We start from the raw sequence: 19162 nt of genomic DNA, 5'->3' as shown, positions 1-19162 counted from the left end.
CGAAGCAGGAGCGCTGGGACCCCCGATGATCGACAATATCTCGCTGGCGATCACGCACGGGCTGATGTTCGTGGCGGCCGTCCTGCTGCTCCGCCGGCCGGACCTGGACCATGAGGATTCGCCCGGCGATCCGCCGAAGAAGCCCCGCCGCAACCGATGGGGCCGCGACGGTGCGTGACATCCCGTTCATCCTGTTCCTCGCCGGGTTGCTGGCGATGGGATTCCGCCGGCCGTTCCTGTTCGTGCTGGCCTATGCCTATATCGACATCGTTTCGCCCCAGCGGCTGACCTATCTGCTGCTCAACTCGCTGCCGATCTCGCTGATCACGGTGGCGCTGGCGGTGCTTTCCTGGATCGCGGTGGACGACAAGCGCGACGTGCGGCTGGCGCCCCGCCAGCTCCTGCTGCTGATGCTGCTTGGCTATTGCTATTACACCACCGTCTACGCCGATTTCCCGGTCGATGCGCAGTACAAATGGGAATGGGTGTGGAAGGCGCTGGCCTTCGCGATCTTCCTGCCGCTGACGCTGCGCACCAAGCTCAGGATCGAGGCGCTGCTGCTGTTCATGGTGCTTTCCGCGGCGACGCTGATCATCACCGGCGGGCTGAAGACACTGCTTTCGGGCGGCGGCTATGGCGAGCTGAACCTGATGGTGAACAATAATTCGGGCCTGTACGAAGGCTCCACCATCTCCACCGTGGCGATCGCGATCATCCCGCTGATCCTGTGGTTCTCGCGCTTCGGGACGATCTACAAGCCCAACCGGCTGGTGCAGCTCTTCTGCTATTGCCTGATCTTCGCCTGCCTGCTGATCCCGGTGGGCACGTCCACGCGCACCGGATTGCTGTGCATCGGTCTGCTCGCGGCGCTGATGCTGCGCGATGTGAAGCGCAAGCTGGTCTATCTGGGCGCGGCGGGGATGCTGGGGCTGCTCGCCATCCCCTTCCTGCCCGCGGAGTTCACCGCGCGGATGGGGACGATCAAGACCTATCAGGCGGACGCATCGGCCTCCACGCGGCTGGCGGTGTGGCAATGGACCTTCGATTACGTGCAGGATCACCCGATGGGCGGCGGCTTCGAGGCTTATCGCCAGAACCGCATCCGCTATGACAAGGTCTCGGTCGAAACCAGCGGCAACGTCTCCACGGTCAAGCGCGAGCTGGAGCTGGATCAGGCGCGCGCCTATCACAGCGCCTATTTCGAGATGCTGGGCGAACAGGGCTGGCCGGGGCTGTTCCTGTGGCTGGCGATCGGGCTGGGCGGGCTGTTCCGCATGGAGGTGCTGCGCCAGCGATACCGCAAGCCCGAGGCGGGCGAGGAATGGATCGCCCCGCTGGCCAGCTCGCTGCAGATCGCGCACATCATCTATCTGTTCGGCGCCACCTTCGTCGCGATCGCCTTCCAGCCCTTCGTGTTCATGCTGATCGGCGCGCAGATCGGGCTCGACACCTATTGCGCGCGGCATCACGCGCACAAGAACTGGCGGCCGATCCGCAAGCCGCGCGCGCGCGCCGCGCCCGTGCCAGTGGCGGCGCAATGAAGCAGGGCGCGGACGAACTGCGCGCGCTGACCGCGGTGCGCGGGCTGGCGGCGTGGATGGTGGTGCTGTTCCACATCCGCCTGGCCATGCCCGGCGTGCCGCCCGAAGTACTGGCGGTACTGGCCAAGGGCTATCTGGCGGTCGATTTCTTCTTCCTGCTTTCGGGCTTCGTGATCTGGCTGAGCTATGCGGACCGGCTGCGCGGCGGCGGATGGGCGGCGGCGGGCGATTTCCTGAAGCGCCGGATCGCGCGGATCTGGCCGCTGCACCTGTTCGTGCTGGCGGGCGCGGCGGCGCTGGCGCTGCTGTTCGCCGCAACGGGGCGCGAGGCGGGGCACTTTCCCTTCGCCGAGCTGCCGCTGCACATCCTGCTGATCCAGAACTGGGGGTTCACCAACGCGCTGACGTGGAACGTGCCGGCCTGGTCGATCTCGTGCGAGCTGGGGGCGTATCTGCTGTTCCCGCTGCTGGCGGCGGCGATCGACTGGCGGCGCGTGCCATCGGCCGCGATCGTGGCGGCGGTGGCGGCGCTGCTGGTGCTGCTCCATGCAGTGTTCGCGGCGGACGGCGCGACCGCGCTGGGCCAGGATATCGCCCGGCTGGGCCTGATCCGCTGCGCGATCGAGTTCGCGGCGGGCACCGCGCTGTGTGCGCTGTGGCTGCGCTGGCGCGAACGGTGGCGGATGCCCGCGCTGCTCTGCGCGCTGATCGCCGCCGCGCTGTTCGCCGCATGGGGGGCCGGCCGGATGGCGGAGACGCTGGCGGTGCCCGGTGCCTTCGCCGCGCTGCTGGTGGCGCTGGCGCTCACCGCCGGGCGGCGCGGCAACCCGCTGGACGCGGCCCCGCTCCACTGGCTGGGCGAGATCAGCTACGCCACCTATCTGGGCCATTACCTGCTGTGGATCGCGTTCAAGCTGGCCTTCGTCAGCGATCCGCGCGCGGTGCCATGGCCGCTGATCGGGCTCTATCTGCTGATGGTGCTGGCCAGTTCGGCGATGCTCTATCACTGGGTCGAGCGGCCCGCCCAGCGCTGGATCAATGCGCTGCGGCTGCCCTGGCCGGGCCTGGCGCTGCGGGCGGCGCCGCCCGGATCGCCGCGGGGCTGAGGCCTTCCGCCGGAACGAAGCGGACGGCCGGGCATTGATCGCGGTACCCGTGCCCTTTCCCGCCGCATCGAACCCATGCGCGGCCCGCGCCCTTGCGCCCGCCGCACGCCTGCCGCTACCCCGGGGCAGCCTGAGGAAATGATGACCGACAAGACCGCCCCCGTTCCCAGCCCGATCCCCGCCGAACTGCGCACGCAGGTGGCTGGCGTCTTTTCCGAGGCGACCGACTGGATCCAGGCGCACTGGCTCGCGATCGGCGTGTCCTTCGCGATCGGCGTGGCGATCGTGCTGGCGCTGCACGTGGTGCGCGGCTGGGGCCTGCGGCTGTGCCGGCGCGGCGAGGGCGTGGCCAACTGGTATTCGATCCTGGGCCGCGCGATCGGCAAGACCGGGCATTTCTTCATCGTGATGACGGCCGCGCGGCTGGTGATCGGCTATGCCAACGCGCCCTGGGCGATATTCCGCACCGTCGCGTTCCTGTTCACCGTAGCAGCGGCGTTCCAGGCGGCGCTATGGGTGCGCGAGATCGTGTTCGGCGCGGTCGAGCACCGCACCCGCGACGAGGATTATCCCAGCGCCGGCCTGGCCAGCGCGCTGGGGATCATCCGGCTGATCGTGTCGATCGTGCTGTTCTCGATCGCCACGGTGGTGGTGCTCAGCAACCTGGGCGTGAACGTTACCGGGCTGGTCGCGGGCCTGGGCGTGGGCGGCATCGCCATCGGCCTGGCCGCGCAGGGCATCTTCGGCGATCTGTTCGCCGCGCTGGCGATCATCTTCGACAAGCCGTTCCGCGTCGGCGACGTCATCGCCTATGACAAGGGATCGGGCACGGTTGAGGCGATCGGCCTGAAGTCCACGCGCGTCCGCGGCGTGGGCGGCGAGCAGCGGATCATCGCCAACCGCAAGCTGCTGGATTTCGAGATCCTCAACAACAGCCGCCGCGATGTCCGCCGCCTGAAGCTGGTCTTCGGCCTGATCTACCAGACTCCGGCGGACAAGCTGGCGCGCGTGCCGGATATCCTGCGCGCGCTGGCGGAGGCGAACGGCGCGGTGTTCCGCCGGGCGGCCTTCACCGGTTTCGGCGCGAACGCGCTCGACTTCGAATTCGAGTTCGAGCTGGAGAGCGCCGATTTCGCCACCGCGGACGCCGCGCGCCACCGGATCGGGCTGGCGATGGTCGAGCGCTTCGCCGCGGAGGACATTGCGTTCTTCTCGCCCGTCCGCCCCGAGCTTCCGCCAAAAGCCTGAGGGTTCAGGCCCCGGCGCCCATCGCCTGCATCAGCCGGTTCCAGCCCGCGACCGTCATCGTCTCGCGATATTCGGCCTGCATCTCGGGCGTCAGCACCTCGATCATGCGGGTGCCCTCGACCCAGATCTCCAGCACGCCGAAGATGTCGCCGCGCTTGCGGTATTTCACCGGCCAGCCCTCGCGCCGGGCGATCGCGATCACCTGCTCCACGCCCAGCGCGGTGCCCATGGCGAAATGGGTCGCGGAACGTGCGCCCGTGCCGCCGGGCACGCCATAGGCGTCGGTGTCGCCCTCGCCCTCCACCAGCACGGTGCCGCGCGGATACACCTCCAGCGTGGTGTTCCGCTCGTCTCCTGCCATCGCCATCCAGCTTCCTTCCGTAACCGGTGGAAAAGGCGTGGCGATGCCGCCCCACAGCTCGGCGATCACCTCGGCCACGTGGCGCGGATCGTCCGCGTCGATCGACAGGTGGAAGATCATCTTTCTCGACTCCATGATGTGTATTGCCCGCTCAATACGCATGGCACAATTTGTGTCAATAGGGATTTGACACTTTTTGTGCCATTCCCTAGGGTCGCGTCCGGGCCGCTTCCGGCCCACACCCTCCCGCAGCGGACAGGACATGACAGGCCGCAAGTTCATCCTCTCCGATCCCGCGCGGCCCGAACGGCCGGAAAACCCGCACACCCGCCACCGGATCGAGGATGCGCTGCTCGCGCTGATGGCGGACGGCGAGCCGCTGAACCATGACGGCGTCGCGGCACGCGCAGGCGTCTCGCGGCGCACGGTCTATCGCTACTTCCCCGATCGCGAGGCGCTGCTGCGCGCGCTGTGGGCGCGGCTCAGCCCCGGTCCGCCGGGGCAGAAGATGCCGCAGAGCCTGGAGCAGATGCTGGAGCGCCAGCGCGAGCTGTTCGAATGGTTCGATGCCAACGCCCCGGCGATGACGGTGGCGATGGCAAGCGCACAGGGCCGCGCCATGCGCAACGCGGTGACGGACCAGCGCACCGCCGCCTATCGCGAGGCGCTGGCCCCGCATGTCGCCCACCTGCCCGAACCCGCGCGGACCCAGGCGGTGGCGGCGATCCAGCTCCTCAACTCGGGCTTCGCCTGGCGCGAGATGCGCGATCAATGGGGGCTGGACGGCGCAGGGATCGCCGCCGCCTGCGGCTGGGCGATCGCGGCGCTGGCGAAGGACCTGGACGCGGGCGGCGGACCAGCCCCGGACTGAGCCGGCCGCGCCACCCCGCGCGCGCCTATGCCGGGTTCCCGCCCTCGCCATCCCCGGCCGGCGGAGGCGGCGGGGGCGGCTGCTGCGCCGCATCGCCCGCGTCATAATATTCCTCTTCCTCCTCGTCCTTGCGGCCGAAAAGGCTGCGGATCGCTCCCCATATCGCCGCGCCGAAGGCGACCAGGCCGATCAGGATGAACTTGCCGAACTTGAACAGGATCGCGAGCAGCCCCGCCTTCTTGGCCACGGCCACCGCCGTCCCGCCGGCCACCAGCCCGGCCAAGCCATAGCCCGCCACGGCATCGGTGCCCGCGTCGAAATCGGCATAAGCAGCACCCGGATCGAACGCGGCGGTGCGGCCGAATTCCTGCGCCGCCGCGCGCACCTGCGCCAGCGCGCGCATGTCGGAGACCATGTTGAGGCTCAGCACCCCGGCCCGGCCCAGCATGCGCACGTCATAGTTCAGGCCATGGACCGGCGAGCCCTCATTCTCATATTCCAGCGCCCAGATCAGCGAATGCGCGGCCTTGTCATAGGACGGCGCCTGCGCCCAGCCGACCAGCCGCATCGCCGGATAGCCCGCCGCCTTGCGCGCGCGATTGTCCTCCTCCTCGCCGCTGCGCATGCCGGCGAGCACCTGATCATAATCCGCCTGGGCGGCATCGTCCGAGACATGGCCTACGTTGCGATAGGTGATCACGGCGCCCCAGGGAGCGTCCAGGATCGTCTGCCCCGCCTCGATCACCAGCCCCAGCACATCGCCCACCGAATCCGGCGGATTGCCCCAGGCCTCGGTCAGCACGCGCCGAGCCTCCAGCGCGGGAAAGAACTGATAGCGGTCGCCCAGGTGCAGCACCGCCTTTGCCTCCGCGATGCGGACGTCGCCGTTCACCGGGTGCAGGCTCTGCTGCAGCGCGCGCAGCTCCGCAGTGATGCCGGACTTTGCGGGCTTTGGCGCGGGCGCCGGGGCCGTTGCCTGCACCGGAGCGGGAAGGGGCATGGAAGCGGCCCCGCCCTCTTCCCTGGCTCCCGCGGCCGCCGCCATTGTTGCCGCCAGCGCCACTGCCGCGAGCCAGGCGCCCGCCCTGATCAATCCCCGCATCCTGCCCCCCCGATTCGCGCGGCGAGTCGCGCGAAGGGGGATTCGCGCCTCAGATGCCGCCTTCGTCAAGGCTCAGCAGCGTGGCGTTGCCGCCCGCGCTGGTGGTGTCCACCGAAACCGCCCGTTCCGCGCAGAAGCGCTGGAGATAGTGCGGCCCGCCCGCCTTGGGGCCGGTGCCCGAATGGCCTTCGCCGCCGAACGGCTGGCTGCCCACCACCGCGCCGATCATCGAGCGGTTGATGTAGAGGTTGCCCACGCGCGCCCGCGCCTCGGCCAGTTCGCCCGATCGCGCGATGCGGCTGTGCAGCCCCATGGTGAGGCCATAGCCCTTTGCGTTCATCCGCGCGATCGTCTCGCCCAGCGTCCCCGCCTTCCACGTCGCGACGTGCAGGATCGGGCCGAACCATTCCTGGTTCAGCGCGTCCATATCCGCCAGGCGGATCAGCGTGGGCGGCACGAACAGCCCGCCCGCGGGCGCGGGCAGCGACTTGATCCACTGCGGCTCCATCGCCGCGCGATAATCCATCAGCCGGTCATAGGCGGCGCGATCGATCACCGGGCCGATGTCGGTCGCCGGATCGCCGGGATCGCCCAGCACCAGCAGGTCCATCGCGCCCTTAAGCATCGCGATCACGCCTTCGGCGATATCGTCCTGCAGCAACAGCAGGCGCAGCGCCGAGCAGCGCTGCCCCGCCGAGCGGAAGGCGGAGGTGATCACGTCCGCCACCACCTGTTCGGGCAGCGCGGTCGAATCGACGATCATCGCGTTGATGCCCCCGGTCTCGGCGATCAGCGGCACCAGCGGGCGGCGCTCGTCCTCCAGCAGCGTGCGGGCGATCCGCCGCGCGGTGGCGGTCGATCCGGTGAAGGCCACCCCCGCCACGCGCGGATCGGCGACCAGCGCGGCGCCCGCCTCCGGCCCGCCGGGGCACAGCACCAGCGCGTCCTGCGGCACGCCCGCCCGGTGCGCCAGCGCCACCGCGGCGCGCGCGATCTCCGGCGTCTGCGGCGCAGGCTTGGCGACCACTGCATTGCCCGCCACCAGCGCGGCGGCGGTCTGGCCCAGGAAGATCGCGAGCGGGAAGTTCCACGGCGCGATCGTGGCCCAGACGCCGCGGCCCTCCATGTGCAGCTCGTTGCGCTCGCCGGTAGGCCCCGGCAACGCCACCGGCCACAGATCGGCGCGGGCGCGCGCGGCATAGTAGCGGCAGAAATCCGCCGCCTCGCGCACCTCGCCCAGCGCGTCGGGGATGGTCTTGAACGCCTCCTTCACCGCCAGCGCCATCAGCGGGATCCGGTTCTCCTCCAGCAGGTCCGCCAGCCGCTCCAGGATCGCGGCGCGATCGTCGATCGGGGTATCGGCCCAGTCGCGGAAGGCGGCGGCGGCGCGGTCCACCGCCTCGGCGGCGCCCGGGTCCGCCGCGTCCGTGCCCGCCGTCGCCGGGGCGGCGGCAATGCCCTGCGCGGTCTGTACCAGCACCTCGCGTACCGAAAGATCGATCCCGCCCGAATTGCGCCATTCGCCGAACAGATCGACGGGCAGCGGGATGCTGGGGTGGCGCGTGCCGCCCACCGCGGCGATCTTCTCCACCGGATCGGCGAGCAGCTCCTCCTCGCTCAGATGCTCGTCGGCGAGCTGGTGGACGAAGCTGGAGTTGGCGCCGTTCTCCAGCAGCCGCCGGACCAGATAGGCGAGCAGGTCGCGGTGGCCGCCCACCGGGGCATAGACGCGGCAGCGATAGCCCTGCTCGCGCACCAGCCGTTCGTACAGCCCTTCGCCCATCCCGTGCAGCCGCTGGAACTCGAAGTTGCGCGTCTCGCCCGCCCATTCCAGGATCGTCGCCACCGTCAGCGCATTGTGGCTGGCGAAGGCGGGAACGATGTTCTTCGCCTGCAGCATGTCGCGCGCGCAGGCGAGGTAGGACACGTCGGTCGCCGCCTTGCGCGTGAACAGCGGGTAATCGGCCAGCCCCTCCACCTGGGTGCGCTTGATCTCGCTGTCCCAATAGGCGCCCTTCACCAGCCGCACGTTCATCGGCCGCCCGAGCGCGTCCGCCCAGCCGATCACCGCACGGGCGCGCTTGCCATAGGCCTGCACCGCCATGCCGAAGCCGTCCCAGCCTTTCAGCCCCGGACGCGCGGCGACGTCGCCGATGATGTCCAGGCTCATCTCCAGCCGCTCGCTCTCCTCCGCATCGACGGTGAGCGGGATGCCCAGCGCCGCCGCATCGGCGGCCAGATCGGCCAGCATCGCGGTCAGCTCGGGCACGCAGCGGTCATATTGCGCGACCTCGTAGCGCGGGTGGAGCGCGGAGAGCTTCACCGACACCGAATGGCCCGCCGCCGCATCGGCGCCCACCGCGCGGATCGCGTTGCGATAGGATTCGAAATAGCGTTCGGCGTCCTCGCGCGTGCGCGCCGCCTCGCCCAGCATGTCGAAGCTGGCGGTGAAGCCCTGGTGCTCGGGCCTGGCCATGCGGTCCATCGCCTCGCCGATGGTGCGGCCCATCACGAACACCTCGCCCATCAGCCGCATCGCCGCGCCCACCGCCTGGCGGACGAAGGGCTCGCCCGCGCGCTGGATCAGCCGGCGCAGCACGCCGCCCTGCTCGCCCACCACCGCGCGGCCCAGCATCAGCCCCCAGGTGGCCGAATTGACCAGCACCGAATGCGAACGCCCGGCATGCGCGCGCCAGTCCGCGTCGCCCAGCTTGTCGGCGATCAGCAGGTCCGCGGTTTCCGGGTCCGGCACGCGCAGGAACGCCTCGGCCAGGCTCAGCAGCGCCACGCCCTCCGACGAGTTCAGCCGGTATTCCTGGAGGAACTGGTTTACCCAGCCGCGGTTCTGCGCGGCGCGCAGATCGGCGAGCAGCGCCAGCGCATGGCCCATCACCCGGCGCCGCGAATCGGGCGTCAGCCGCGCGCGCTCCAGAAGCGGCTTTAGAACTTCGGGTTCGCTCGCGCGGTGCAGCGCAACCATGGAAAACCGTGGGGACGACGTAACGTCATTCGTCATTTTCAAATATCCGGTCAGCCAAGGGCTTGCGGGAGACCCGCGTCGCTCACTAGATGGGATGCCGCGCTATGATACGAAAGCCGGTGGGAGGATAGTCTCTTTGGATACCATAGCCTTCGAGCCGGTAAGCCCCGAACAGCGTGCCGCCCAGGTGGGCAGCGAGTCCGTTTCGGACTGGGTTGAGGTGACCCAGGCGATGATCGACAAGTTCGCCGACGCGACCGGCGATCATCAATGGATCCACACCGATCCCGAACGCGCGAAAGCGACGCCGTTCGGCGGCACGATCGCCCACGGCTTCCTCTCGCTTTCGCTGATGCCGATGCTCGCGGCGCAGACGCCCACACCCCCCATCGCGGGCGCGAAGATGGACGTGAACTACGGCGGCAACAAAGTCCGTTTCATGACCCCGGTGCGATCGGGCAGCCGCGTGCGCGGCCGTTTCAAGCTGCTCAAGTTCGTCGAGCGCAAGCCCGGCGTATGGGAGCAGGCCACCGAATTCACGCTTGAGATCGAGGGGCAGGAACGCCCCGCCCTGATCGCCGAATGGATTAGATTGACCTACGTGTGACCCGAACGGGGCCGTTCTCCCTGGGGAGCGCGGCCCGGGGGTGCGGCATGTCTCCGGAACGACATCGCTTTCGGACATGCCCCATCCCACCCCCCTCGCGCCGCGGCGGAGGGGCCATAGAGAAAGGAAGAAACAGCATGTCCCGCTCCGCAGTCATCGTTTCCACCGCCCGCACGCCGATCGGCCGCGCCTATCGCGGCGCGTTCAACGCGGTGCTCGGCCCCTCGCTCGGCGCGCATGCCATCAAGCATGCCGTGGCCCGCGCCGGAATCGACCCGGCCGAGGTGGACGACGTCGCGTTCGGCGCCGCGCTCCAGCAGGGCAGCCAGTCGCCCAACATCGCCCGCCTGGCGCTGCTGCGCGCCGGGCTGCCGATCAGCGTGGCGGGCATGTCGCTGGATCGCCAGTGCGCGTCCGGCCTGATGGCGATCGCCACCGCCGCCAAGCAGGTGATCGTCGACAATATGGACATCACCGTAGGCGGCGGGCTGGAATCGATCAGCACGGTGCAGACGCCGCAGATGCGCGTGCAGGCCGATCCCGATCTGATCGCGATGCACGACGACACCTATATGCCGATGCTGCAAACCGCCGAGGTGGTGGCCGCGCGCTATGGCATCGGGCGCGACCGCACCGACGCCTATTCGCTCCAGTCGCAGCAGCGCACCGCCGCTGCCCAGGCCGCAGGCAAGTTCGACGACGAGATCGTGCCGATGACCGCGGTGATGAACGTCACCAACAAGGAGACCAAGGAGGTCACCCAGAAGGAGGTGACGCTGGCCAAGGACGAGGGCAACCGCGCCGATACCACGCTGGAGGGGCTGAGCGCGCTCCAGCCGGTGCTGCCGAACGGCACCATCACCGCCGGCAACGCCAGCCAGCTTTCGGACGGCAGCTCCGCCTGCGTGGTGATGGAGGAGAAGCTGGCCGAGAAGCGCGGGCTCCAGCCGCTGGGCCGCTATGTCGGGATGGCGGTGGCGGGCACCAAGCCCGACGAGATGGGCATTGGCCCCGTGTTCGCGATCCCGAAGCTGCTCGATCGCTTTGGCCTGAAGATGGACGACATCGGCCTGTGGGAGCTGAACGAGGCGTTCGCGGTGCAGGTGCTCTATTGCCAGGACAAGCTGGGCATCCCCGGCGAGCTGCTGAACGTCAACGGCGGTGCGATCTCGATCGGCCACCCCTATGGCATGTCGGGCGCGCGCATGACCGGTCACGCGCTGATCGAGGGCAAGCGCCGCGGCGCGAAATATGTCGTCGTCACCATGTGCATCGGCGGCGGCCAGGGCGCGGCGGGTCTGTTCGAGGTGCTGTGAGGCGCCTGACCGGGGCGTGCCGCACAGGCACGCTCCGGCAATGACCGGCCGAACGGGCTGGGCCGCGCCGGCTTGGTTTATGGTTCACGCGAAGGTGCGGAGGCGTGGAGATGCTTCGCTTGCTTGCGCCGAAGGCACCCAAGCGACGGCCCGCCTGCGGCGGCGCTGGACATGGAGGGCCGCTATCGCGGCAAGTCCTTCTCCGCGCCGTCCGGGCCTTCGCTTGATTCAAATCGAGGCGGGCCAACGCCGCCACCCGGGCACCGCCGCCCGGCCTCCACAGCAGACTGCGTTCAATCCGCCGAGGAACGCGCCCCGGATCTGAGACGCGATGCTCCCGCCACACCGGCGGCATCCGCGATTCTACCGGTGCGCCGTCTCATGTGGCGCTAACCGCGCGGCGCGACAATGCCCGCCGATGGAAGCTCCGTTCAGCCGCCTCCCGTGCCTGCCCGACAACGCCATTGCCATTTCCCGCGACATTGGTAGCGTTACCATAATTCGATCCCCGCAGAATGGGGACGATGGGGAGAGGGGAACGGCGATGCCCGGGGCGCTCGCGCTCGTTGCGGATATCGGCCGGCTGTCGGTCCGGTTCGGGCTGGTGGGCGGCGATGGCGGCCCGATGCCGCGCGAGGTCCGCAAATATCTGACCGCCGATCACCCGACCTTCACCAGCGCGCTGGTCGCCTATCTGGCGCACGCCGGGTTGCACGACGCCCGGCTGCCCGCGGTGCTGGCGGTGGCGGGCGCGGTGCATGGCGACCTGATCAACCTGACCGGCAGCCGCTGGTACATCTCGCTCTCCGGCGTGGAGGCGGTGCTGCGCGAGCGGCCGCGCGCGCTGAACGAATGCGCCGCCAACGCGCTGGCGCTCACCCGCGTCCCCGCCAGCGCCTTCACCCCGCTCCACGGCCCCGCGCCGCGCGCGGTGGAGGCCGGCGGCAATTACCTGGTGATCGGCGTGGGCACCGGGCTGGGCGTGGCCGCGCTGATCAGCGCGGGCGGCAAGCTGGTCCCCGTGCAGAGCGAGGCCGGGCACATGAGCTTCGCCGCGCAGACGGTGGACGAGCAGAAGTTCGCCGAATTCTGCATCGCCCGCGGCCAGCAGGTCGATGCCGAGACGCTGCTGAGCGCGCCGGGCCTGCTCACCGCCTATGAAGCGCTGAGCGGCGGCCAGCGGCTCGCCCGGCCGGAGGATGTGACGCGCGCGATGGGCCGCGATCCGCTGGCGACGCGCGTGGTGCGGATGTGGGTGGAGCACCTCGGCTCGTTCGCGGGCGACGTGGCGATGGCGTTCGGCGCGTGGGACGGCGTGTTCCTGACCGGCGCGATCGCGCGCGCGCTCCAGCCCCAGCTCGCCGACGCCGGCTTCCGCCGCCGGATGGAGGCTAAGGCCGCGTTCCGCCGCCAGCTAGGCGTCGTCCCGGTGGCGCTGGTCAACCGCAACGACCTGGAGCTGATCGGTGCCGCCGCCGCGCTGGACGGATGAACCGCCACGCCGCTTGCGCCACCCCGCCCTGCCCGTCCATAGCCGTGCCATGGGACCGACCTTAGGCCATCGTATCCGCGTCGAGGCGCATGCCGTGTGGCTAGCCGCGCGCGATCCGCGCACGCCGCTGCTCGCCAAGCTTATCGGGCTGCTGGTGGCGGCCTATGCGCTTTCGCCGATCGACCTGATCCCGGATTTCATCCCGGTGCTCGGGCTGGTGGACGATGCGCTGCTGATCCCGGCGGGCGCATGGCTGTTCGAAAGGCTGGTTCCGGCCGAGGTGCTGGCCGAGCACCGCGCGGCGGCCGAGGCCGCAGCGGAGCGGCCGGTGTCGCGCTGGGGCATCGCGATCGTCGTCGCGCTATGGCTGGCGCTTGCCTGGCTGGCGTGGAGCGCCGCCACCTTCCACTTCGACTGATCGCGCGCCCGGACCTCGGCCGGCCTCAACCGGCCTTCAGCCGGAGTGTTCGGCCATCCAGCGCTCGACCACCGGGGCGATGCGGTTGCGCCACTTGGATCCGTTGAAGATGCCGTAATGCCCCACCTCGGGCGCGAGGTGGTAATGCTTCAGCCCGGCGGGCAGCGCCGTGGCGATTTCCAGCGCCGCGCGCGTCTGGCCGATGCCGGAGATGTCGTCGCGCTCGCCCTCGATCGCCAGCAGTGCGACATCGGTGATCGTCGCGGGATCGACCGGGCGGCCGCGGTGCGCCATCTCGCCCTGCGGCAGCGCGTGCTTCTGGAACACGGTCTCGATCGTCTGGAGATAGAATTCGGCGGTCATGTCGCACACCGCGCGATATTCGTCGTAGAAGGCCATGGTCGCCTCGGCGCTGTCGTCGTCGCCGACCACCAGATGCTTGAACATCTCCCAATGGCTGATCATGTGGTTGCCCAGGTTCATCGTCATGAACCCGGCGAGCTGCAGGAAGCCCGGATAGACCTTCCGCCCCGCCCCGCCATAGGTGACCGGCACGGTGGCGATCACATTCTGCTCGAACCAGGCGCGCGGCCGCTCCGTCGCCAGCGTGTTGACCGCGGTGGGCGCCTCGCGCGTGTCGATCGGGCCGCCCATCATGGTCAGCGTGCGCGGGCGGCACGGGTGGCCGTCCGCGCTCATCAGCGCAGCCGCGGCATAGCAGGGCACCGAGGGCTGGCACACCGCCAGCATGTGCGGCCGTTCGCTGCCGCCGCCGATATGCGTCAGATATTCGACGACATAGTCGATATAGTCGTCCAGATCGAAACGCCCGTCGGCCAGCGGCACCAGCTTCGCGTCGCGCCAATCGGTGATATAGACGTCCGCCACCGGCAGCATCCGTTCCACCGTGCCGCGCAGCAGCGTGGCAAAATGGCCGGACATCGGGGCGACGATCAGCAGCTTCGGACCGCCCTCCACGCCCTCGCGCACGAAGCGCTTGAGCTGGCCGAACGGCTTGCGCAGCACCACCTCCTCATGCACCGCGACCTCGGTGCCGCCGACGGTGGTGCGATCGAGCCCGAAGGCGGGCTTGCCGCGCGGGGCCGAAGCGTGGGCGAAGACCTCCAGCGCGGAGGCGAGCACCGGACCGCCGCCGAAATAGGCGAAGGGATTGGACGGGTTGTTGAGCAGCCCCGCGCTGAAATTGGCCACGGCGCTGGCGCCGGCAAGCCAGGAGCGCTGAATCTCGTAAGCGTTATAAAGCATCACTCGCGTCCCCCGTCCGTCACCATAGCAAACGGCGGCGGCCCGCGCGGTTATAGCGTGGTCATGGTGCGGTGCAACGTCCGTCGAATTCCGGGTATGCTCCGGCACCGTCCCATTTGCGCAACCGCGGAAACAGCCTTTCCCCCGGACCCGCATTCGCGCTAGGCCGCGTGCGAAATGGCCGACCAAGCATCGCCTCCCGCCCCGCCCGCCCCGGCTGCGCAGCCCAAGCGCAAGCTCTCCAACCTGCGCGTCGTCTGGGGCTTCGCGCGGCGCTATCCGCTGGTGTTCACGGTGGCGATGGCGGCGCTGGTCACCTCGTCGCTGGCGACGCTGTGGATCCCGCGCACCTTCCAGCAGATCATCGACCACGGCTTCACCGCAGGCGCGGACATGAGCCGTATCAGCACCTATTTCCAGGGGCTGCTGCTGGTCGTCGCGGTGCTGGCGGTGGCGACGGCGACGCGATTCTACTTCGTCTCCTGGCTCGGCGAGCGGACGGTGGCGGACATGCGCGTCGCGGTGCAGCGCAACCTGCTGCGCCTGCCGCCGCGCTGGTTCGAGGAGAACAGCCCGTCGGAGATCGCATCGCGGCTGACCGCCGATACCGCGATCATCGAACAGGTGGTGGGCTCCACCGTCTCGATCGCGCTTCGCAACCTGCTCACGGGCACCGGCGGTGTGATCTATCTGTTCACGCTGTCGCCCAAGCTCGCGGCCTATCTGGTGATCGGCATCCCGGTGGCGGTGATCCCGATCGTGCTGCTGGGCGGGCGCGTGCGCGCGCTTTCGCGCAGCAGCCAGGACAGCGTGGCGAAGGTGGGCGCCAACGCCGTGGAGACGCTGGGCGCGATGCGCATCGTCCAGGCGTTCGGCCAGGAACCGCGCGAGGCGCAGCGTTTCGCCGATACCGTCGCCGCCACCTTCGCCGCCGCCAAGCGCCGCATCGCGCTGCGTGCCTTCACCACCGCGACGGTGATCGGGCTGTTCTTCACCGCGCTAACGCTGATCATGTGGGACGCCGCCTATCAGGTCTCGTCCGGGCATCTCAGCGGAGGGGCGATCGCAGCCTTCGTGTTCACCTCCGCGCTGGTCGCCGGATCGTTCGGCGCGCTGACCGAGGTGTACACCGATCTGCTGCGCGCGTCGGGCGCCGCCAGCCGCCTGGCCGAGCTGCTGGCGGAGGAGCCGGAGATCGCAGCGCCCGCCGATCCGGTAGCGCTGCCCGTGCCGCCGCTGGGGGCTATCGTGTTCGATCAGGTCCGCTTCCGCTACCCCACCCGGCCGGAGGTGCTGGCGCTCGACGATTTCAGCCTGTCGGTGAGCCCGGGAGAGACGGTGGCCGTGGTCGGCCCGTCGGGCGCGGGCAAGTCCACACTGTTCCAGCTCGTCCAGCGTTTCTACGACCCCGAAGGCGGCGAGGTGCGCGTGGACGGGGTGCCGGTGAAGCGCGCCGATCCCGCCGAAGTCCGCGAGCGCATGGCGCTGGTGCCGCAGGAAACAGTGATCTTCGCCGCCAGCGCTCGCGACAACCTGCGCTATGGCAAGTGGGACGCGCCCGACGAGGCACTGTGGAAGGCCGCCGAGGCCGCCAACGCCGCCGAATTCCTGCGCGATCTGCCCCAGGGCCTCGACACCTTCCTGGGCGAGGGCGGCGCGCGGCTTTCCGGCGGCCAGCGCCAGCGCATCGCCATCGCCCGCGCGCTGCTGCGCGACGCGCCCATCCTGCTGCTCGACGAGGCCACGAGCGCGCTGGACGCGGAGAGCGAACGGCTGGTTCAGGACGCGCTCGATCGCCTGATGGAGAACCGCACCACGCTGGTGATCGCCCACCGCCTCGCCACCGTCCGCGCGGCGAGCCGCATCATCGTGATGGAGGAAGGCCGCATCGTCGAAAGCGGCACCCATGCCGAACTAGTGAGCCGCGACGGCCTCTACGCCCGGCTGGCGGCGCTGCAGTTCAACGAGCCGGCCTGATTCCCGGCGGCCCTGCGCGCAGGCTCAGTCGGGCGGCGCGAGGAAATAGACCGGCACGAGGGGCAGTTGCCGCTGCGCCTCGTCGCCAAGGCGCGGATAATGTTCGACCCACATGTCGAAGAAGCGCCGCGCGTCGATCAGGGTGACCCGCCGGGTCTCCTGATTGCGCGCATAATCCTGCGCGTCCTTGGTGAAACCCGCTAGACAGACATAGATGCCGACATCGCCCGTCGACAGCGTGGCGAGGAAGGATTTCAGCCCGTCGCTGTCGATCTTGCTCTGCCAGCGCTTCACCTGCGCCTTGATCCGCGGCCCAGTGGCGCCGAGCGGATCGGTGAACGCGATGACGTCGACGCCATTGTCCTTCCCCGGCGGAGAGACCCAGGCGACATGATAGCCCATCGCGCGCAGCAGCCCGGCGACCATCTCCTGAAACTCGAACGGATCGGTGGAATGGAGATAGGCCGAAATCTCGGTCCATGCATGGTCGATCGCGGCTTCGACGGTCACGCTCAGCTTCTCGGCCGCCTCGTCGATCGCCTCTGGTTCGGCGGCTTCTCCAGGCTGAACCGAAGTCGCGTCCCGCTGCGCCTTCCACTCGCCGTATAGGCGGCAGGCTTCCTTGTAGAAGGCCTCCGGATCCGCGTATTTCAAATAGGCCTGACGCCCCGCCTCGGTGACGGTCCAGATGCCCTTGTTCTTGTGCAGCCAGCCCGCCTTGACGCAATCGATGGTGGCGAAGCGAAGGATCTTCTCGAAACGCTGGCCGCCGGATGGATAATGATCGGACTCGAACTTGGTCAGGGACATCGACGCGCGGACGGCTTCCAACGCCGCGGCGGCACCGACTCCCTCAGGCTCGGCGAGCAGTATTTCAAAGAGCCTGCGCAAGAACTCACCGGTCCGGCGGCGCGAGATATTAGCCAATCACCATCTCCTTTCCGGGCAGACTAGGCACCGGTGCCGCCATCGCCAATAGTCATTGCAGGCGGCAATGCTTCCGCGACGCTCCGGCTACTCCATCACTCCGCTACGCGAAGGCGTGTCCCATGCGGGATCGCCTTGCCCGGTCGCGGCCGGGCGGCGGCGCGTGTTCTGCCGGTTCGAATATCGGGTAGCGTGGCGCGCCACCCGCTTTGCTGTTGGCCAGCGGCTTGGCTTTGGAATATGGAGTATGCTGCGGGCACAGGCCATGCGGCCGGCGCATCATGATAAACTTCCGGGACCGCCGGATCGAAATGGAGAGGGAAGCGGATGGCATCGCGCGAGTTCGACATCATCGTCTATGGCGCCACCGGGTTCACCGGCCGGCTGGTCGCCGAATATCTCGCCGAACGCTATGGCAAGGACGTGCGCTGGGCGATGGGCGGGCGTTCGCTGACCAAGCTGCAGGAGGTGCGCGACGCGATCGGCGCGCCCGCGGACACCCCGCTGATCACCGCCAACGCCGACGATCCCGCCAGCCTGGAGGCGATGACCGCGCGCGCCAGCGTGGTGATCACCACCGTCGGCCCCTACCAGCTTTACGGCGAGCCGTTGCTGGAGGCCTGTATCGCGACGGGCACCGCCTATGCCGATCTATGCGGCGAGCCCGCATGGATGGCGCAGATGATCGCCAAGCATGAGGCGGCGGCCAAGGCCAGCGGCGCGCGCATCGTCTTTTCCTGCGGCTTCGATTCGATCCCCTTCGATCTTGGGGTATGGACGGCGCAGCAGGCCGCGATCACCCGGTTCGGGCGCCCGGCCCCGCGCGTGAAGGGCCGGGTGAAGGCGATGAAGGGCACTTTCTCCGGCGGCACCGCCGCCAGCGCCAAGGCCAGCATGGCCGCCGCGGCGCGCGATCCATCGGTGCTTAAGGCGCTGCTCGATCCGTTCGCGCTGGCGGGCGGCTTCCGCGGGCCGGACCAGCCCAACGGCGCCATCCCGCATTACGACGCAGCCGTGGGCGCCTGGGTCGCGCCTTTCGTGATGGCGGTGATCAATACCAAGAACGTCCACCGGACCAACGCGCTGTCCGGCCGCCCCTATGGCGACGACTTCCAATATGACGAGATGATGATCGCCCCCGGCCTGGGCGATCTGGGCAAGGCGGCGGCGGAGGCGATCGCCAAGATGCCCGCGATCGGCGCCGGCGACGGCGGCCCCAAGCCCGGCGAGGGGCCGAGCAAGGAAGAGCGCGACACCGGCTTCTACGAGCTGCTGTTCGTCGCGGAGATGCCGGGCGGCGAGCGGGTGACCGCCACGGTGAAGGGCGATCGCGATCCCGGCTATGGCTCGACGAGCAAGATGATCGCCGAGGCCGCGCTATGCCTGATCCGGGACGTGCCGGACGCGCCCGGCGGCATCTGGACGCCGGGCGCGATCATGGCCGCGCCGCTGGTGAAGCGGCTGGAGGCCAATGCGGGGATCAGCTTCGCGACGGATTGACCGCCGCGTCAGGGGCAGGCGGTGACCACCGGCCCCACCAGCGTGCGGCCGTCATCCTCCGATTCGACGCGCAGCTTGGCGCCGCTGGTGAAGAAATCCGCGCCCTCCTTGCAGAATCCGCTCAGCAGCGCGTCCGACACGTCATCGGCGTCGAGCCCGGCACGCCAGCCGCTGGGGCCGCCGACGCCGATCACCAGAATCTCGCCCTCGGCGCCGATCTGGGTGATGGTCAGGCCGCCCTCGAACTCGGAGCCGACCATCGACTGCATGCCCTCGGCAACCGTGGCGACGAGTTCGGCGACACCGTCGCTCTGCGCGGCAGCGGGCGTGGCGAAGACGAGCGCGACGGCGGGGATGAGATACTTGAACATGGTGGCTCCCAGACTGGTTCGCGGGTGAGACTAAGGGTGCGGGCCGCAGCGTCAACCGTTCTTGCGCGGCCCGACCGCA

General features: G+C 69.3%; 17 protein-coding genes. 11 read left to right on the top strand and 6 right to left on the bottom strand.

Features of this window, described 5'->3' with window-relative positions:
* The first annotated feature begins 25 nt into the window (after positions 1–25).
* From OM513_RS08685 to OM513_RS08670, 4 genes are all read left to right on the top strand, one after another.
* Positions 26–178, top strand: a complete 153-nt coding sequence (locus tag OM513_RS08685) for a hypothetical protein (RefSeq protein WP_264943778.1) — start codon at positions 26–28, stop codon at positions 176–178.
* Positions 171–1541 (top strand): putative O-glycosylation ligase, exosortase A system-associated, encoded by a 1371-nt coding sequence (locus OM513_RS08680; protein WP_264943777.1) that lies wholly within the window; start codon positions 171–173, stop codon positions 1539–1541. The genes OM513_RS08685 and OM513_RS08680 overlap by 8 nt, the downstream gene beginning before the upstream one ends.
* Complete coding sequence (locus OM513_RS08675) at positions 1538–2647, top strand: acyltransferase family protein (protein ID WP_264943776.1); 1110 nt, start codon at positions 1538–1540, stop codon at positions 2645–2647. The genes OM513_RS08680 and OM513_RS08675 overlap by 4 nt, the downstream gene beginning before the upstream one ends.
* A 141-nt stretch (positions 2648–2788) precedes the next feature.
* On the top strand, positions 2789–3895 hold the full coding sequence (locus OM513_RS08670; RefSeq protein WP_264943775.1) for a mechanosensitive ion channel family protein: 1107 nt from the start codon (positions 2789–2791) through the stop codon (positions 3893–3895).
* A 4-nt stretch (positions 3896–3899) separates the two neighbouring features.
* On the opposite strand, the gene OM513_RS08665 is transcribed toward OM513_RS08670, so the two are convergent.
* Positions 3900–4391, bottom strand: a complete 492-nt coding sequence (locus OM513_RS08665) for a hypothetical protein (protein ID WP_264943774.1) — start codon at positions 4389–4391, stop codon at positions 3900–3902.
* A 127-nt stretch (positions 4392–4518) separates the two neighbouring features.
* On the opposite strand from OM513_RS08665, the gene OM513_RS08660 reads away from it, so the two are divergent.
* The gene (locus OM513_RS08660) at positions 4519–5127 is read left to right on the top strand and encodes a TetR/AcrR family transcriptional regulator (protein WP_264943773.1); all 609 of its coding nucleotides are present in this window, start codon (positions 4519–4521) and stop codon (positions 5125–5127) included.
* Positions 5128–5152: 25 nt separating this feature from the next.
* Here the strand turns inward: OM513_RS08660 and OM513_RS08655 are convergent, their stop codons facing one another.
* Together OM513_RS08655 and OM513_RS08650 are read right to left on the bottom strand one after the other, a co-directional pair.
* On the bottom strand, positions 5153–6127 hold the full coding sequence (locus tag OM513_RS08655) for a DUF2167 domain-containing protein (protein ID WP_264943772.1): 975 nt from the start codon (positions 6125–6127) through the stop codon (positions 5153–5155).
* Positions 6128–6278: 151 nt separating this feature from the next.
* Entirely contained in the window at positions 6279–9209 is a 2931-nt protein-coding gene (locus OM513_RS08650; RefSeq protein ID WP_380916293.1) for an L-glutamate gamma-semialdehyde dehydrogenase, read from the bottom strand.
* 145 nt (positions 9210–9354) lie between these two features.
* On the opposite strand from OM513_RS08650, the gene OM513_RS08645 reads away from it, so the two are divergent.
* The 4 genes from OM513_RS08645 to OM513_RS08630 all read left to right on the top strand — a co-directional run bounded on the left by OM513_RS08645 (position 9355) and on the right by OM513_RS08630 (position 13042).
* Positions 9355–9816 (top strand): MaoC family dehydratase, encoded by a 462-nt coding sequence (locus tag OM513_RS08645; RefSeq protein ID WP_380916300.1) that lies wholly within the window; start codon positions 9355–9357, stop codon positions 9814–9816.
* A 137-nt stretch (positions 9817–9953) separates the two neighbouring features.
* Positions 9954–11132 carry an acetyl-CoA C-acyltransferase gene (locus OM513_RS08640; RefSeq protein ID WP_264943769.1) on the top strand — a complete coding sequence of 393 codons (1179 nt, stop codon included), beginning with the start codon at positions 9954–9956 and terminating at the stop codon, positions 11130–11132.
* A gap of 544 nt (positions 11133–11676) precedes the next feature.
* A complete protein-coding gene (locus OM513_RS08635; RefSeq protein WP_264943768.1) occupies positions 11677–12624 on the top strand; it encodes a glucokinase in 948 nt (315 codons plus the stop codon).
* A gap of 49 nt (positions 12625–12673) precedes the next feature.
* Positions 12674–13042 (top strand): YkvA family protein, encoded by a 369-nt coding sequence (locus OM513_RS08630; RefSeq protein WP_264943767.1) that lies wholly within the window; start codon positions 12674–12676, stop codon positions 13040–13042.
* Between the two features lie 36 nt (positions 13043–13078).
* Here OM513_RS08630 and OM513_RS08625 read toward each other — a convergent pair whose 3' ends face one another.
* Positions 13079–14308 carry a polyhydroxyalkanoate depolymerase gene (locus tag OM513_RS08625; protein ID WP_264943766.1) on the bottom strand — a complete coding sequence of 410 codons (1230 nt, stop codon included), beginning with the start codon at positions 14306–14308 and terminating at the stop codon, positions 13079–13081.
* A 177-nt stretch (positions 14309–14485) separates the two neighbouring features.
* Between OM513_RS08625 and OM513_RS08620 the strand changes: the two genes are divergently transcribed.
* On the top strand, positions 14486–16285 hold the full coding sequence (locus OM513_RS08620; RefSeq protein WP_264943765.1) for an ABC transporter transmembrane domain-containing protein: 1800 nt from the start codon (positions 14486–14488) through the stop codon (positions 16283–16285).
* A 24-nt stretch (positions 16286–16309) separates the two neighbouring features.
* Here OM513_RS08620 and OM513_RS08615 read toward each other — a convergent pair whose 3' ends face one another.
* Positions 16310–17176 carry a restriction endonuclease gene (locus tag OM513_RS08615; RefSeq protein ID WP_264943764.1) on the bottom strand — a complete coding sequence of 289 codons (867 nt, stop codon included), beginning with the start codon at positions 17174–17176 and terminating at the stop codon, positions 16310–16312.
* A gap of 363 nt (positions 17177–17539) precedes the next feature.
* Here OM513_RS08615 and OM513_RS08610 point away from each other — a divergent pair, with 363 nt between their 5' ends.
* Positions 17540–18712, top strand: a complete 1173-nt coding sequence (locus tag OM513_RS08610) for a saccharopine dehydrogenase family protein (protein ID WP_264943763.1) — start codon at positions 17540–17542, stop codon at positions 18710–18712.
* A gap of 8 nt (positions 18713–18720) precedes the next feature.
* Here OM513_RS08610 and OM513_RS08605 read toward each other — a convergent pair whose 3' ends face one another.
* Positions 18721–19083, bottom strand: coding sequence for a hypothetical protein (locus tag OM513_RS08605; RefSeq protein WP_264943762.1), 363 nt, complete (start codon positions 19081–19083; stop codon positions 18721–18723).
* Positions 19084–19162 lie beyond the last annotated feature (79 nt).

The sequence above is a fragment of the Sphingomonas canadensis genome (genome assembly GCF_026013525.1).
Taxonomy (GTDB): domain Bacteria; phylum Pseudomonadota; class Alphaproteobacteria; order Sphingomonadales; family Sphingomonadaceae; genus Sphingomonas; species Sphingomonas canadensis.
Note: the sequence above shows the minus strand (reverse complement) of the source record. Positions and strands in the feature narration are given on the sequence as shown.